The sequence below is a fragment of the Rubneribacter sp. genome (assembly GCF_965361815.1).
This window is the reverse complement of the sequence record NZ_CBDTNW010000116.1, coordinates 14,678-28,734: the sequence shown is the minus strand read 5'-3', so window position 1 is coordinate 28,734 and position 14,057 is coordinate 14,678. Positions and strand designations below refer to the sequence as shown.

Here is a 14,057-nt window from a genome sequence, read left to right as displayed (position 1 = left end):
ATGGACGTGAAGAGCAGGGTTCCCGGAAAGATGCTCGAGATCAACGTCAAGGTGGGCGACGAGGTGCATGAGAAGGACGTCCTCGGTGTCATGGAGGCCATGAAGATGCGTCAGAGCATCGCCTGCCCGGCCAACGGCTCGGTCAAGGAGGTCCGCTTCGCCGTCGGCGACCGCGTGAACGCGGGCGACGTGATGTTCGTCATCGAGTAGCGGATGGGGGCGCGGCGCCCTGATGACAAGGCGCCGCGCCCGTCGATTGAAAAGAGGCACGACATGGTTGTTTACGGATTGGCCTTGCTTGCCGGTTGCATGTTCCTTGGCTTGTTCTGCGGCGACGTGCTCGGCGTGATAACGGGTGTGAACTCGAACGTCGGCGGCGTGGGCTTCGCCATGCTGGCGCTCATCCTGATTTCGGGCAAGCTCATGAAGGAGGGCAAGCTCTCCGAGAAGGCTCAAGAGGGCATCTCGTTCTGGAGCGCGATGTACATTCCCATCGTGGTGGCGATGACGGCATGCCAGGACGTGGCGTCGGCCATCACCGGCGGCGGGGTGCTCGCCATCATCGCGGGGATCGTGGCGGTGGTTATTCCGCTGCTTTTGGTTCCCGTGCTGCAGAAACTGGGCAAGCCTTCGGATCCCTTGCCTCCCATCGAGCAAGATTAGGGGTGACGCGTTATGGATATCATGGGGATCATTAGCGGGATCATGTCAAGCTACGGCTTGGTCATGTCGTTTGCGGTGGTCGGCGTTGTTATGTGGATCTCGTACGGGATCTCCAAGCTGACGAAGGGCCGCATCCACGGTTCGGCCATCGCCATTGTGCTGGGACTGGTGCTCGCCTTCATTGGCGGCATCACCACCGGCGGCAGCAAGGGTTTGAGCGACGTTTCGCTGTTCAGCGGTCTGGGCGTCATGGGCGGTTCGATGCTGCGCGACTTCGCCATCATCTCCACGGCGTTCGGCGCGCGGCTTGAGGAGATCAAGAAGTCGGGACTTCCTGGAATCCTCTCGCTGTTCATCGGCGTGGTGCTGGCGTTCATCATAGGCGTCGTGTTCGCCTTCATCTTCGGATACACGGATGTGGCCAGCATGACCACCATCGGAGCCGGTGCCGTCACGTTCATCGTGGGGCCGGTCACCGGCGCTGCGGTGGGGGCTTCCTCCGACGTGGTGGCCATCAGCATCGCCATCGGCGTGATCAAGTCCATCGTCGTCATGATTGCCACACCGGTGCTGGCGAAGCCGCTGCGGCTCAATAACCCCAAGGCTGCGATGATCTACGGCGGCCTCATGGGCACCACGAGCGGCACGGCGGCGGGCCTTGCGGCCACCGATGCGCGCCTTGTGCCGTACGGGGCCATGACGGCCACGTTCTACACGGGCCTTGGGTGCCTTCTGTGCCCGTCGGTCCTGTACCTGGCGATGACGATGCTGTTCTAGCAAAATGCTGCGGAAGGGGAGGGCGTGGACGCGGTTTGCTGGCGTTTGACGGAGCCGGTTATGCACGGGCTGCTGCTTGAGGTGGCGACGCCGGGCAAGCCGGGCCTTGTGTGCTCCGACGGCAACGGAAGCCATGACGACATGAGCATCCTGACGTTCATGAGCGGCTCCGTCGCCCTCCTCCCGCATTTTTACCGCATCGTCGATATGGGCTTACGCTTCGACGGCGAGCCTCCCGAGCTTCTGCGGGAGGTTCGCCGTCTTGGCGTGGTCGCGGAAGACGAGCTTCTCAAGGCCACGCACGGGGTGAACACGCAGCGCGGCGCACTGTTCATTCTCGGCCTGCTGTCCGCAGCTGCCGCCAACGTCCATCGTCGGCGGGGCGAGGTGCTCCTTCCCGAGGTGTTCGCGTGCGTGCGGGGGGCGGCCTGCGGGATTGTCGAGCGAGAGCTGGGCGGTGTGAAGGAGCCCGTCACGGCGGGTGAGAAGCTGTACCGGGCTTTTGGCGCCACGGGCGTTCGCGGGGAGGCGGAGGCGGGGTTTCCGCACGTTGAGCGCGAGGGTTTGCCCGCGCTGCGCGAGGCGTTCGCGGCGGGGTTGACGCTTTCCGAGTCGTTGCGGCATGCGCTTCTCCATATCATGCGGGAAGCGGAGGACACCACGGTGCTCTGGCGCGGCGGACCCGAAGGCCTTTCGGGGCTGCGCGCCCTGGCTGACGAAGCGTGCCGTTTGGGCGGGCTTCTCACCGATGCGGGCCGCGAGGCGTACGGAAGGATCGACGGTTATTGCCGCGAGCGCAGGTTGAGCCCGGGCGGCAGCGCCGATCTGCTGTCGGCCACGGTGGCCTGCTACCTATGGGAGAACGGTGCGTTTCCCGTTGAGGTGCGCTAGGCGCGCGGGCGGGGCGGGCTGCGTCCGCGGCCGTTCGAGGAAAGGGCAAAAGGGTGCTCGAAGCGAAAGACATCGAGGAGCGCCTTGGGGCGGAAAGCCCCTGGCGCGTTTATTCCTATGAGACGGTGACGACCACGATGGCGGAGGCCCAGCGCCTGGCCGAGCAGGGCGAGGACGAGTTCGCGTTGGTGGTGGCCGACTGCCAAACGGCGGGGTCGGGGCGCTTCGACCGTCGATGGTACTCGCCGCCGGGCGAGGGCGTGTGGATGACGGCGCTGTTTCGGCCCGACCTGTCGCCCGAGCGCGTTCCCCTTTTGACGCTGGCCTCGGCGGTCTCCGTTGCGGAGGCGCTTGGCGATTTGGGCTTTTCCGTGGGCATCAAGTGGCCCAACGACGTGCTGGCGGCGAGCGGCCCGTTCCGGCGGCGCAAGCTTTGCGGCATTCGGGCGGAGATGGCCGTCGAGGGCGATCACGTGGCTTGGGCGAGCTCGGGCATCGGGATCAACGTGGGTGCGGCCTCGTTTCCCGAGGAGCTTTCCGGCATCGCGGCCAGCTTGCAGGAGCTTGCCGGCGCCCCCGTGTCGCGCATGGCGTGCGCCTGCGCGGTGCTCGAGAGGCTGGAGGCGAATTACCGCTGCCTTCTGGAGGACGGGTTCTCCCCGATCAGACGTTCATGGATCGATCACGCCATCGGCTTGGGCGAGCCGGTGCGCGTAAGCGACGTCGACGGCGAGGTGAGCGGCACCGCCTTGGGCATCGACGAGGAGGGGCAGCTTCTGGTCGAGGTCCCCGGCGAGGGCGTTCGCGCGATCCTCTCCGGCGATTTGGTGTTCGAGGTGTAGCGGGCGCCTTTCGGCAGCTAGCGTGCCAGGCGGGCGAGTTTGCGGTACAAGGTGCTGCGCGATATGCCCATCTCCTGGGCTACAAGCGACTTGTTCCCCCGATGCTCGATCATGAGCTGGCGAATGAGATCGGCCTCGTAGTCTTTGTAGCTGAATCCGGAGGCAACCGGTGCGGACGCGGGGCGCGCATCGTCGCCTTGCGCGACGTCCGCCTGCGGCGCTTGGGGCTTTCCGTTCGCGCGCAGTTCGGCGACGACGTCGGCGGGCATCGAATCAATGGCGAGCGTTGACGTCTCGCTCGCATTGACGCAGCGTTCGAGGATGTTGCGCAGCTCGCGCAGATTGCCGGGCCATGAGTAGCGGCAGAACAGATCGACGACCGCCGGATCAACGGAGCGCACGTCTTTGCCGAGCCGTCTTGACAGGTTGGCCAGGAAGTGCAGGACAAGAGGCTCCATGTCGTTGACGCGATCGCGCAAAGACGGCAGCTCAAGACGCAGAACATTCAGGCGGAAGTACAGGTCGAGCCTGAACATGCCGCGCTCGACGCAGCTGCGCAGATCCTTGTTCGTTGCGGCGATGATGCGCACATCCAGCTTGAGCAGCTTCTTGCTGCCGATGCGCGACACCACGCCATCCTCCAGAAAACGCAGAAGGAAGCTTTGCATGTCAAGCGGCATCTCGGCTATCTCGTCGAGGAAGACGGTGCCGCCGTTGGCCTGCTCGAACTTGCCGGGCGCGCCGCCTTTGCGCGCTCCTGTGAACGCGCCCTCCTCGTAGCCGAACAGCTCGCTGCCGATGAGCTCTTTGGGGATGGCGCCGCAGTTGATGGGGATGAACGGCGCGTTTTTGCGCGAGCTGGCATTGTGGATGGCCTGCGCGAACATCTCCTTGCCGGTGCCGCTTTCGCCGGTGATCAGCACGTTGCTCGGGCTGGCAGCCGCGCAGGCGGCCGTCTCCTTGGCCCGGAGAAACGCAGGCGCCTCGCCTTTGATGTCGTCGAACGTGAACAGCGCCGACCTCGATGCGCTGTTGCGCGCCGGTTGAGGCGACGATATGGTTATCTTAAGCCCGGCAACGGAGCCGTCGTCTTCGCGGATGCGCTGGCAGTTCACGGGGTAGAAATGACTTTCTCCGCGTTTGTTCTCGATGAACCTTTCGCGAGGGACGTGCGCTCTTCCCTTAAGGCATGCGAGGTACTCTTTGAGTTCGGGCATGAACGTTTCAAGGGGCTCGCCGTTCGAGGACGACGGCGCACGTCCGAACTCTTGCTCGAACAGGCGGTCGACGAACACCACCTCGCCGCGTTTGTTCACAAGGAGGAATGATTCGGGGCTTGTGTTCGCCGATTTCTCCAAAAGGCCGATTCGCTGTTCGATGGCGGGATAGAGCAGACGGTTCTTGAACGCGAAATCCTCCACGCTGAGCGCATAGCAGATGGACTCATGCACTTGATGGGTGAGGTGCTCCAGCGGCAAAAGCACGAGGTTCACTGTGGCGAACTTAGAATCTCTCTGTGCTCCGAATCGTGCGTAGCAGGCGTAGTCGCAGAACAAATCAAGGTAGTTCTCTTCTCCGATGCGGATGAAGGTGACGAACGGGGTTTGCCGTGCCAGGTTCGCCACGAACGCGCCCACGTTTTGCTCCGACAGCACCGACCCCATCCTCACGCCCTGCTGCTTGAGCTTGTCGAGAAGCTCTCGGTCGCCGCTTTTGTAGAACACCGAAAGCGTTTCATCCAAATAGAGCAAGGCGGCGCCTTGGCTTTTGAAGAAGTTGCTCTTCGCGTTATAGTACTCCTTCATGTACGCGAGGTGGGTGAAGTGCTGTCGATCAAGGTTGTCGAACACTCTGAGATTGCGCTTCGAGTCGTCGAGGCGCATGCAGTGCCGCTTTGCGCCGCTTGCCTGGGAGCGAAGCCACTCCTCGGCCAAGTGGGCGAATGGCTCGGTTTTCGTGAGCCGTCCCCCTGAAAGCACGCGTTCCTTAAGCGCGCGGATCGCTTGCCCGTCGTATTGATCGATGCCCATGCGCCGCCTTCTTCCACGTTCTTGAAAAGTATGGACGGCATTTTAAGACAAAACGATACAAATTGAAACATAAGGTTCTTCGCGTGGGACACAACGGGACAGATGATCGCCCGGTCTTCCGTTTTTCAGAAGATGCGCCTCCGTCCAGCTGGGACTTTCTTCAGGTTCATTGGCCAGCGTTTTGCAAGGAATGGGGATGAAGGGTTCGGCAAGCGTGGGAAAGGCGGTGCTCGCTCGTGTCGCAGGCGGCTGTCGCGCTCATCATATTGGCGGTTGTCATGGTCCTGTTCGTCACGGAGGCTTTGCCGCTTCCGGCCACGGCGCTGTTGGGGGCCTTGGCCATGGCGGTGTTCGGCATCATCGGGTTCGACCAGGCGTTCGCCGGGTTCGGAAACGACACACTCATGATGGTGGCGGGCATGCTCGTCATTGGGCAGGCCGTGTGCGAAACGGGGGTCGTCGATCGCATGGGGGGTGTGCTGGAAAGGCTCGCGTCATTGGGCGAGCGATCGTCTATCGCCTTGGTTTCCCTGGTCGCGGGCGTGCTTTCCGCGTTCATGAGCAACACTGCCATCGTCGCCTCCACCCTCCCCGTGGTCGATTCGGTTGCCGAGTCGAGCGGGAGGCGCTCGCTTCGCAGGGGGTTGGCCATGCCGGTGGGCGCCGCCGCCATCTTGGGAGGCAACCTCACGCTCGTCGGATCCACCCCTCAGCTGGTCGCTCAGGGCATCCTCGAGGGGGCGGGGGAGCAGGGGCTTGGCTTCTTCACCTTGCTCAAAGGTGGGCTTCCGCTGTTCGTCATCGGCATTGCCTACTATGCCACGGTCGGACGCCGGCTGCTAAGGGACGAGTCGGACGCTTCCGGGCGGCAAGAAGGCCCGCCGCACGATGCGAAGGCGACCGATGCGCGCGCAGCGTCGCCGGAAAAGGCCCTCGTCACGTTGGCGACGTTCGCCGCATGCGTTGTGGGGTTCGTGACGGGTGTGTGGACGGTGGGAGCCGTGGCCCTTGCAGGCGCGCTGTTCCTCATTGCGACGCGCTGCATCGACCTGCAAAGCGTCGTGCGCAACGTGGATTGGTCTGCCGTGATCATCCTGGGCGGATCCTTGGGGTTTTCCGCAGGATTGGAGGAGTCGGGAGCCGGCGTGCTCGTTGCGAATGCCATCATCGGCCTCTGCGGCGGGGAGGCTGCGAGTCCGCTCGTCATCTTCGGGGCGATGGTGATCATCACCGCCATCCTGTCGAATTTCATGAGCAACACCGCCGTGGTGGCCATGCTGACACCGATGGGCCTGTTCTTGGCGGAGACTCTGGGGTTCAGCCCCCTCGCCATGGCGGTGGGCATCGTCTTGGCCGCCAGCGTGTGCCTTGCCACCCCCATTGGCTCTCCTCCGATGACGCTTACGTTGTCGGCAGGCTACCGGTTCAGCGATTACCTCAAGGTGGGCGCTCCTCTGTGCGTGCTGCTGGTGGCCGCCATCATCGTGTTCGTGCCCATGCTGTACGGCGCATCCTGATCGCGTGCCGAAGATGGGTTGGCCACGGTTTTGCATGGAATAACCGACGAGAAGCCCGGGACGCGTTTCGTCTGCGGGGAGATGCAGGAAAGGAAAGGAGAAAAACTATGGCAGACGTGCTGGTCGGCTTCAAGTGGGTGCTTGACGAAGCCGACGTGCGCATAGGGGACGACCTTTCGGTCGACTTCGGCATGGCCTCCCGCAAGATCAATGACTACGACAAAAACGCCATCGAGGCGGGCCGGCGCATAGCGGAGCAGACGGGCGGCAGCGTTTTCGGCGTGTCATGCGGCGCGGACGAGACGAGGAAAGGGTTTGTCGACGCTTTGTCACGAGGTTTGGATGCCGGCATATGGGTGAAGACATCGGGATCTGCGAACGCGGCGGTGGCGGCGCGCGCGATAGCGGCGGTGGCCCGCGACCGCGACGTGGCGCTCGTCGTGTGCTCGGAGGGATCGAGCGACGATTACGCCCGACAAACAGCCTCGCGGACCGGGGCGCTGCTTGATTGGCCGGTCGCCACGTCGGTGCTGTCGGTTGAGATGGAAGGCGAAACGGCTCTCGTCCGCCGACGCATGGACGGATGCGAGCAAACGGTGCGGCTGCGGCTTCCTGCGGTCGTGTCGGTGCTCCCCGAGATCAATCCGGCGCCCATCCCGGGCCTCAAGTCCGTCTTAGCAGCCAAGAAGAAGCCGGTTGAAGAGCTGGCCGCCGCCGATCTCGGCATCGACGAATCCACCGGCATAGCGATCGAGGGCGAATCCGGATACGTGAGCGAGCGGAAGAACGTGCTGGTGGAGGGCGATTCGGCAGCCGAGAAGGCGTCGAAGCTGGTCGAGGCCCTTAAAAGGGAAGGGGTGCTGTGATGGCGGAGGTGTTCGTGTTCGGTTCCTCTCCCGAGCTTGCGGCCGAGGCGCTGGCTTGCGTGAGGGAGGCGGGGCATCGTGCGGCGGTGGTGACGACGGGCGGCCAGGATGCCCAAGACTATCGGAGCCTTGGATGCGCGGAGGTTGTGCACGTGCAAGGCGGCAATCCGCTGCCCGAAGCGTACGCGGCCGATGTCGCGGCCCTGCTCGAAGAGCGTGCCGCGTGCGCGTTCGTCGTGTGCGGAGACGCCACGGGGCGCGATATGGCGGCGCGGGTGGCCGGCATCCTGGACGCGCCCATGGTGAGCGAGGCGTCGAAGCTGCATATCGACGGAGGGGGCATGTCCGCTTCCCGCCTTGCGTACGGCGGCGCCGTGGTGCGTTGCGAGCGCATCGAGGGCTTCGGGGTGGTCAGCGTCGCGCCCGGCGCGTGGGCTCCGCTCGCGTCCGACGGTGCGGAGGCCCCCATCGTCGCCGTGGACGGAAACCCCGACGCGCGCATGCAGCTTGTCGAGGTCCAACCTTTGGAGAAGGGGGGCGCCGATCTGACGAAGGCCGAGCGCATCGTGTGCGCGGGCATGGCCTTTTCGACCGAAGACGAGCTGGGGGCGGCTTTTCGCCTGGCGGGCGCGTTGGGCGCCGAGGTGGGCTGCACGCGCGGCCTTGCCGAGGACCATCACTGGTTCCCAAGCTACATCGGCCTTTCCGGCGCGCAGGTGGCGCCGAAGCTCTATGTGGGCTTGGGCGTTTCGGGCCAGGTGCAGCACACGGTGGGCATCCGCGGCGCGCAGGTGGTCGTGGCGGTGAACAAGGATGCTTCGGCCCCGATCATGTCGGCATGCGACTACGCGGTGGCCGGCGATCTGTTCGAGGTGTCCGACGCGCTTGCGGCGGCGCTTGGAAGCTAGGGCGCAGCGCGCAGGGGAAGGTGCAAGCGCTCTGCGTCCGCAGAGCGTGAGGATACGGAGGATAAGGAGGAAGCATCGATGAAAGACAACCTGATCGGCCAGAAGTTCGGTCCGCTGCACGGGGTGCGCGTGATGCTCACGGGCGTGGCGTTTGCGGGTCCGTTCGCTGCCCGCTGGCTTGGCGACATGGGGGCCGAGATCATCAAGATCGAGATCCCCGGCGCGGGCGACACCTCGCGCATAGGCAAGCGCGTGGGAGATGCCGGAGTCGTTCCGAAGTGGATCAGCTTGGGCCGCAACATGAACAGCTTCGAACTCGACACAAACTTCAATCGCCACCCGGAATCTAAAGCCGTGTTTGAGGATTTGGTCAAACAGTGCGATATCTGGATCAACAGCGTACCGAACATTGGAAAGCACGGCCCTACTGACGAAGTGGCTTTCGCGGCCAATCCGAAACTGGTGATTGCGCATGTCACAGGCTACGGTCTTCCCGAAAACGGCGGCGACGATCGCCTGCTCGGTCGTACGTGCGCCGATCCTGTCGGTCAGGCGTTTAGCGGCCTTGCCGCCATGCAAGGCATGCCCGACGGCCCGTACCTCACGGCCAACCCCATCCTTTGCGACATCGTGACCGCCTATCAAGCTGCGTGCGGGGCGCTGGCCGGCTATGTGAGCGCATTGCATTCGGGTGAAGGCCAGGTTGTTGACGTGGCCATGTACGAGAGCGCGGCGTATTTGATGAGCTATCACTGGTGCTCGCAGCTTAACGGCGAGGGCCTGTACCGTCGAACGGGGCCGATCAACCAGCTATGGAGGCCTTTCGGGTATTACCGCTGCAAAGACGGAGAATGGGTGGCCGTGGCGGTATGGGGTCTTAACATGTGGCCGAAGTTCTGCGGGCTGATGGGGATGGACGTTGAGGAGTACCCCTACATGGAGACGTGCGGGCAAGATGATCCCGAGAAGACAGCTCGCATGGAAAGCCTTTGGGACGAATACTGTGCGAAGCATACGGCTACCGAGGTGGAAAACGCTCTCATGGAGTTGGGAATTCCCACATCGAAGCTCAACAACGCCGAAGATGCTTTCAATCACCCCCATTGGCAAGCTCGAAACGATTTCATCAAGATCAAGGACGTAACGTCGGGAGAAGATTTCGTCGATATCGCGACAGCCCCCAAGTTCAACGGCACGCCCTGCACGGTGTACAAGGGCGCTCCGCTTCTTGGTCAAGAGACTGAGCTTGTTCTGCGCAACATCCTTGGTTACGAAGATGCCCGTATCGCGGATCTTAAGGAGAGCGGCGCGGTGGCGTCGTCGCTCATCACGAAGTGACCGTTTTCAGACGAAAGGAACGAACATGCAACTTACGGAAAATCAGGAGATGTACCTCAAGATTCTCAACGAGTTCATACAGCAGGAGGTCGAGCCGCGCATTAAAGAGCTTGACACGGTAGATGAGTATCCCATCTGGATGCAGCAGCGCATGGCTGAGCTTGGTTTCACGCGTCTGGTCGCGCCTGAAGAGCACGGTGGGCTGGGCGAGGACATGACCACGCTTCTGCTCTTGGTCATGCAGGGCTGCCGCTACAACAACACCATCGGCTCTCTTCTGAACTGCTCGAACAACGCAAACAAGCTGCTGAGCTTCGCCAATGAGCAACAGATCGAGACGTTTTTGCCGCGTATCCTCGACGAAGGTCGCTTCATGGGTATGGCCTACACCGAGCCTTCCGGCGGCTCTGACTCGCGCGCCATCCAAACGACCGCCGTGCTCGACGGCGACGAGTGGGTCATCAACGGCACGAAGAGCTTCATCTCGTACCGTAGCGCCGTGGGCAGCTGGCAGGTGAGCGCGAAGACCGTCGATGCGGACGGCAACGAGGGCATCAGCGTGTTTTTGGTGGACGCCCAGGCGCCCGGCGTGTCGTACGGTGCGCATTACGACAAGTTCGGCTGGTGCGGGTCGGACACGGGCGACGTGTACTTCAAGGATTGCCGCGTTCCGAAGTGGAGCGTGTGCGGCGAGGTCAACAAGGGTCTGCGCATTTCGCTTTCCACTCTCGACAATGCGCGCTTGGTCATCGCCGCCCGCGCCGTGGGCTATGCGGAGGGCGCGTTCGAGAAGGCGTGGGAGTACGCCTCTGCCCGCGAGGCCTTCGGCCGCATGCTGACCGACTTCCAGGCTTTGCAACACTACTTTGCCGACATGTACAGCGATATCCAGGTGTGCCGCGGCTATCTCATGCACCTCGCCTCCGAGCTGGACGCCGGCCGCTCAATCGGCAAAGGCGGATCCATTGCGAAGCTGAAATGCACGACTATGGCCCAGCAGGTGTGCCAGCGCGCCATGGAGATCTGCGGCGGCATGGGCTTGCTGAAAGATTTTGGGCTCTCGCGCTACTACGCGGATGCGTGCGTGCTCATCACAGGGGAGGGCACCAGCGAGATACAGAAGAACATCATCTTCAAGGCTCTCAAAAAGGATCGCGGCTAACGCAAGAAGGGGCAAGCAATGGATTTCACGTTGAAGAAGATCGCGTTCATGATCGTCGCGGTCGTGGCGGGCGTCGGGCTTGCGCTCGTGCCGCCGCCGCCTGAGCTGACGGTCTCCAGCATGCGGGTGCTTGGCATTCTGCTTGGCGCCGTGGTGCTGTGGGCGGGGCGTGTCTTTCCCGAAGCGGCTACAGCCGTCATCATGAGCTCGCTGTTTGTGGTCGTCGCGCAAGTGCCGGTGGACACTTCGTTCTCGGCATTCTCCGGTTCGACTTTCTGGCTTGTCGTCGCAGCGTTTGGGCTCGGTGCGGCCATCAAGGAGTGCGGCCTTTTAGAGCGCGTCTCCATTCTGATGCTGCGTCTGTTTCCGAAGAGCTACAAAGGTCAGGTGCTGGGCCTTTCTGCGGTGTCCACCATCACGTCGCCCGCTATTCCCAGCAAAGCGGCGAAGTGCTCGATCCTCTCGCCGCTCACTCGCGGGATAGGCGAGGCGATGGGCTACGAGAACGAGAGCAAGGAGACGACCGGCCTGTTCCTATCCTACTATTCGGCCATCTGCTTCTCTCCTGCGATGTTCATCAGCGCATCAGTGACGACGGCGGCGCTCGTGGGCATGTATTCCCCCGAGATCCAAGAGCACTACACCATGGCCGTGTGGGCGCTGTGCGCGTTGCCGTGGATCGTGGTGATGTTCTTGGGGAACTACTTCTACATCAGCCGTCGCTATCGTCCCGCGAACTCCGACAAGTTCGATATGGGGTTCCTTGACCAACGGCTTGCAGAGCTGGGAGCTTGGACGAAAAGAGAGAAGATCATGGGCGTCATCATGGTGGTGACCATCCTGCTGTGGATCTTCAAGGGCCAGTTGGGGATTCCCGAGTACGCTGCGGCTTTGTTCGCCCTCGCCGCATCGTTGGTGTTTGACATCCTGCCTGTCAAAAAGTGGCGCACCAACGTGGCGTGGGAGTCGCTTGTGTTCATCGGGTGCGCTGTCAGCCTCTCCTCCGTGCTTCCGGCGGTGGGCATCACCGATTGGCTCGTCATTGCCGTGGGGCCGTTCACCACGATGTTCTTCGGCAATCCGTTCCTGCTCATCACAGGGCTTGCCGTGCTTACCATCTTGGTGAGGTTCCTCATCCTCTCGGAGATCGGGTACTTGTCGGTGTTCACCGCCTTCTTGTTCCCGCTTGCCATAGCGGCTGGTGTGAACCCGTGGGTGGTGGGGTTCATCATGAACGCCTTTGTCGTGGTGTGGTTCATGCCGTATCAAAGTTCGGTGTATCTGACCGCTATCCACAGCGCCGGCGACGGCTGGGTTACCGAGCGCGCCACCACGTCGTACTGCGTGGTGTACTGCGTCATAGCGCTGATCGCCGCCTATGTGGCATACTTTGTGTGGCAGGCGACGGGTGTCTGGGCGCTGTAGCCCCGTGCAAGGAACGCATCGAAGGCGCATGGTATGTGGCAAAATGAGGATGTGATCCACGTGTTCCAATACGAGTGGTTCTTGGTGAGAAACGCCGCTTGTTTCCCTGATCGTCCTGCGGTTGTCGACAAAAACGGCACTCTGACATGGGAGCAGCTCAATCGACAGAGCGATTGGCTGGCGCAAGCTATGAAGGCGGTCGGCATTCAAAAGGGAAGGCGCGTGGCGCTTTTGTGGCACAGCTCGCTTGAGTGGATGCTGGTGTGGTGCGCATGCCAGAAAATCGGCGCCGTGACGGTACCGTTGAACGCGCGCCTTTTGCCCGAAGAGATTGCGCTTGATATGCATATGGCCGATTGCGATGTCTTGTTCTGCGCAGATCGTTTCCTGGAAACGGGCCGTTTTCTTGCAGGGAGGATCAACCTTACCGTGTTGGTCGCCGAAGGGGGCGCGCACGATGGCTCGTGGATGTCTTGGAGTGCGTTTTACAATCTGGGATCCTCCGGCCCCGTGTCGGAGGATTTGAAAGATGATGACGAGTCTATCATCTTGTTCACGAGTGGAACAACGGGACGGCCTAAAGGGGTTGTGCGCACGCAGAGAATGGTGCGCGAGCACGCTCTTGTCCTCGCGCTGGAAAGCGGGGGATGTTCGAAGCATGAGATCATGCTGACAACCTCGCCGTTCTACCATACCGGTGGTTTGATGTGCATCCTCAAGATGGCCGCGCTCGCTGGGACCGTGGTGCTGGTTGAGCGGTTTGACGCTCCTGCCGTGCTTGACATGATCGAGCGATACGAGGTCACGCAGGTGCTCATGGTGCCGCCTGTCGTTTACCGACGTTTGACGTCGTGTCCGAAAAGGGCTGATCTTACGTTGCCGAGCGTGCGGGATGTGCTGATCTCTGGCGGACGGTGCGATCTTGGGTACGCTCGTTCCATCTTCGAGCTGTTTCCCAATGCCCGATTGAGGTTTTCCTGGGGATCGACCGAGGCGTGTTCGATCACGAGCATCGCCCTCGACAAGACAACGCTCGAGCGTCGCCCCGAACTCGTTTCCACCGTGGGAACCGTCAACGCTCTTGTGGAGGTGAAGCTTGTTGACGAGCGCGGCCAAGATGTGAAGGACGGCGAGGTTGGAGAGGGGTTGGTTCGCTCGCCGATGGTGTTTCAGGGCTATCTTGGCAACGTCAAGGAATCCGGCCAGGATGTGCTTGCCGGAGGATGGTTGCGGACGGGCGATTTGCTCAAGCGCGACGCGGAAGGTTACTACTATCTTGTGGACAGGCTCAAGGATGTCATCAAAACGGGTGGAGAGAACGTGTACGCCTTGGAGATAGAAAGGGTTCTGCTCGAGCACCCGTACATAGCCGATTGCGCGGTGGTGGGCGTGTATGACGAGGTGTACGAAGAGGGCATAGCCGCAGCCATTGTATTGGAGCCAGGGCGCACCCTTGATCCTGACGATCTTATCTCGTTTTGCAGGTCGCATCTTCCTGGCTACAAGAAGCCTCGGTACTGGGCTGTGCTTGACGCGTTGCCCGTCAACAGCATAGGAAAAGTTCAAAAAGCCGAATTGCGAAGGCGGGGGAGAGCGCTTTTCTCTCCTTTGCCGGGCATCAACCGGAAAGGATGAAAC

At 62.0% G+C, this 14,057-nt stretch carries 13 protein-coding genes; 12 read left to right on the top strand and 1 reads right to left on the bottom strand.

Annotation, left to right across the window (positions count from 1 at the left end; all coding sequences use genetic code 11):
• The 5 genes from ACWKY3_RS08485 to ACWKY3_RS08465 form a co-directional block, all read left to right on the top strand.
• A partial coding sequence (locus ACWKY3_RS08485; RefSeq protein ID WP_449315987.1) for a biotin/lipoyl-containing protein occupies positions 1–210 on the top strand: 210 nt, incomplete at its 5' end.
• A 63-nt stretch (positions 211–273) separates the two neighbouring features.
• Positions 274–663 (top strand): malonate transporter subunit MadL, encoded by a 390-nt coding sequence (gene madL, locus ACWKY3_RS08480; RefSeq protein ID WP_449315986.1) that lies wholly within the window; start codon positions 274–276, stop codon positions 661–663.
• Positions 664–684: 21 nt separating this feature from the next.
• Positions 685–1,440, top strand: a complete 756-nt coding sequence (gene madM / locus ACWKY3_RS08475; protein ID WP_449315985.1) for a malonate transporter subunit MadM — start codon at positions 685–687, stop codon at positions 1,438–1,440.
• Positions 1,441–1,464: 24 nt separating this feature from the next.
• Positions 1,465–2,331 carry a triphosphoribosyl-dephospho-CoA synthase gene (locus ACWKY3_RS08470; protein WP_449315984.1) on the top strand — a complete coding sequence of 289 codons (867 nt, stop codon included), beginning with the start codon at positions 1,465–1,467 and terminating at the stop codon, positions 2,329–2,331.
• 53 nt (positions 2,332–2,384) lie between these two features.
• Positions 2,385–3,173, top strand: a complete 789-nt coding sequence (locus ACWKY3_RS08465; RefSeq protein WP_449315983.1) for a biotin--[acetyl-CoA-carboxylase] ligase — start codon at positions 2,385–2,387, stop codon at positions 3,171–3,173.
• Between the two features lie 17 nt (positions 3,174–3,190).
• Here the strand turns inward: ACWKY3_RS08465 and ACWKY3_RS08460 are convergent, their stop codons facing one another.
• Complete coding sequence (locus ACWKY3_RS08460) at positions 3,191–5,203, bottom strand: sigma-54 interaction domain-containing protein (protein WP_449315982.1); 2,013 nt, start codon at positions 5,201–5,203, stop codon at positions 3,191–3,193.
• Positions 5,204–5,439: 236 nt separating this feature from the next.
• On the opposite strand from ACWKY3_RS08460, the gene ACWKY3_RS08455 reads away from it, so the two are divergent.
• The 7 genes from ACWKY3_RS08455 (at position 5,440) to ACWKY3_RS08425 (ending at position 14,054) form a co-directional block, all read left to right on the top strand.
• Positions 5,440–6,720 carry an SLC13 family permease gene (locus ACWKY3_RS08455; protein WP_449315981.1) on the top strand — a complete coding sequence of 427 codons (1,281 nt, stop codon included), beginning with the start codon at positions 5,440–5,442 and terminating at the stop codon, positions 6,718–6,720.
• A 107-nt stretch (positions 6,721–6,827) separates the two neighbouring features.
• On the top strand, positions 6,828–7,586 hold the full coding sequence (locus ACWKY3_RS08450; RefSeq protein ID WP_449315980.1) for an electron transfer flavoprotein subunit beta/FixA family protein: 759 nt from the start codon (positions 6,828–6,830) through the stop codon (positions 7,584–7,586).
• Positions 7,586–8,494, top strand: a complete 909-nt coding sequence (locus tag ACWKY3_RS08445) for an electron transfer flavoprotein subunit alpha/FixB family protein (protein ID WP_449315979.1) — start codon at positions 7,586–7,588, stop codon at positions 8,492–8,494. Before ACWKY3_RS08450 ends, ACWKY3_RS08445 begins: the two co-directional genes overlap by 1 nt.
• Positions 8,495–8,572: 78 nt before the next feature.
• A complete protein-coding gene (locus tag ACWKY3_RS08440) occupies positions 8,573–9,832 on the top strand; it encodes a CaiB/BaiF CoA transferase family protein (protein ID WP_449315978.1) in 1,260 nt (419 codons plus the stop codon).
• Positions 9,833–9,857: 25 nt separating this feature from the next.
• Positions 9,858–10,994 (top strand): acyl-CoA dehydrogenase family protein, encoded by a 1,137-nt coding sequence (locus tag ACWKY3_RS08435; RefSeq protein WP_449315977.1) that lies wholly within the window; start codon positions 9,858–9,860, stop codon positions 10,992–10,994.
• 18 nt (positions 10,995–11,012) lie between these two features.
• A complete protein-coding gene (locus ACWKY3_RS08430; RefSeq protein WP_449315976.1) occupies positions 11,013–12,419 on the top strand; it encodes an SLC13 family permease in 1,407 nt (468 codons plus the stop codon).
• A 33-nt stretch (positions 12,420–12,452) separates the two neighbouring features.
• The gene (locus tag ACWKY3_RS08425; RefSeq protein WP_449315975.1) at positions 12,453–14,054 is read left to right on the top strand and encodes a class I adenylate-forming enzyme family protein; all 1,602 of its coding nucleotides are present in this window, start codon (positions 12,453–12,455) and stop codon (positions 14,052–14,054) included.
• Positions 14,055–14,057 lie beyond the last annotated feature (3 nt).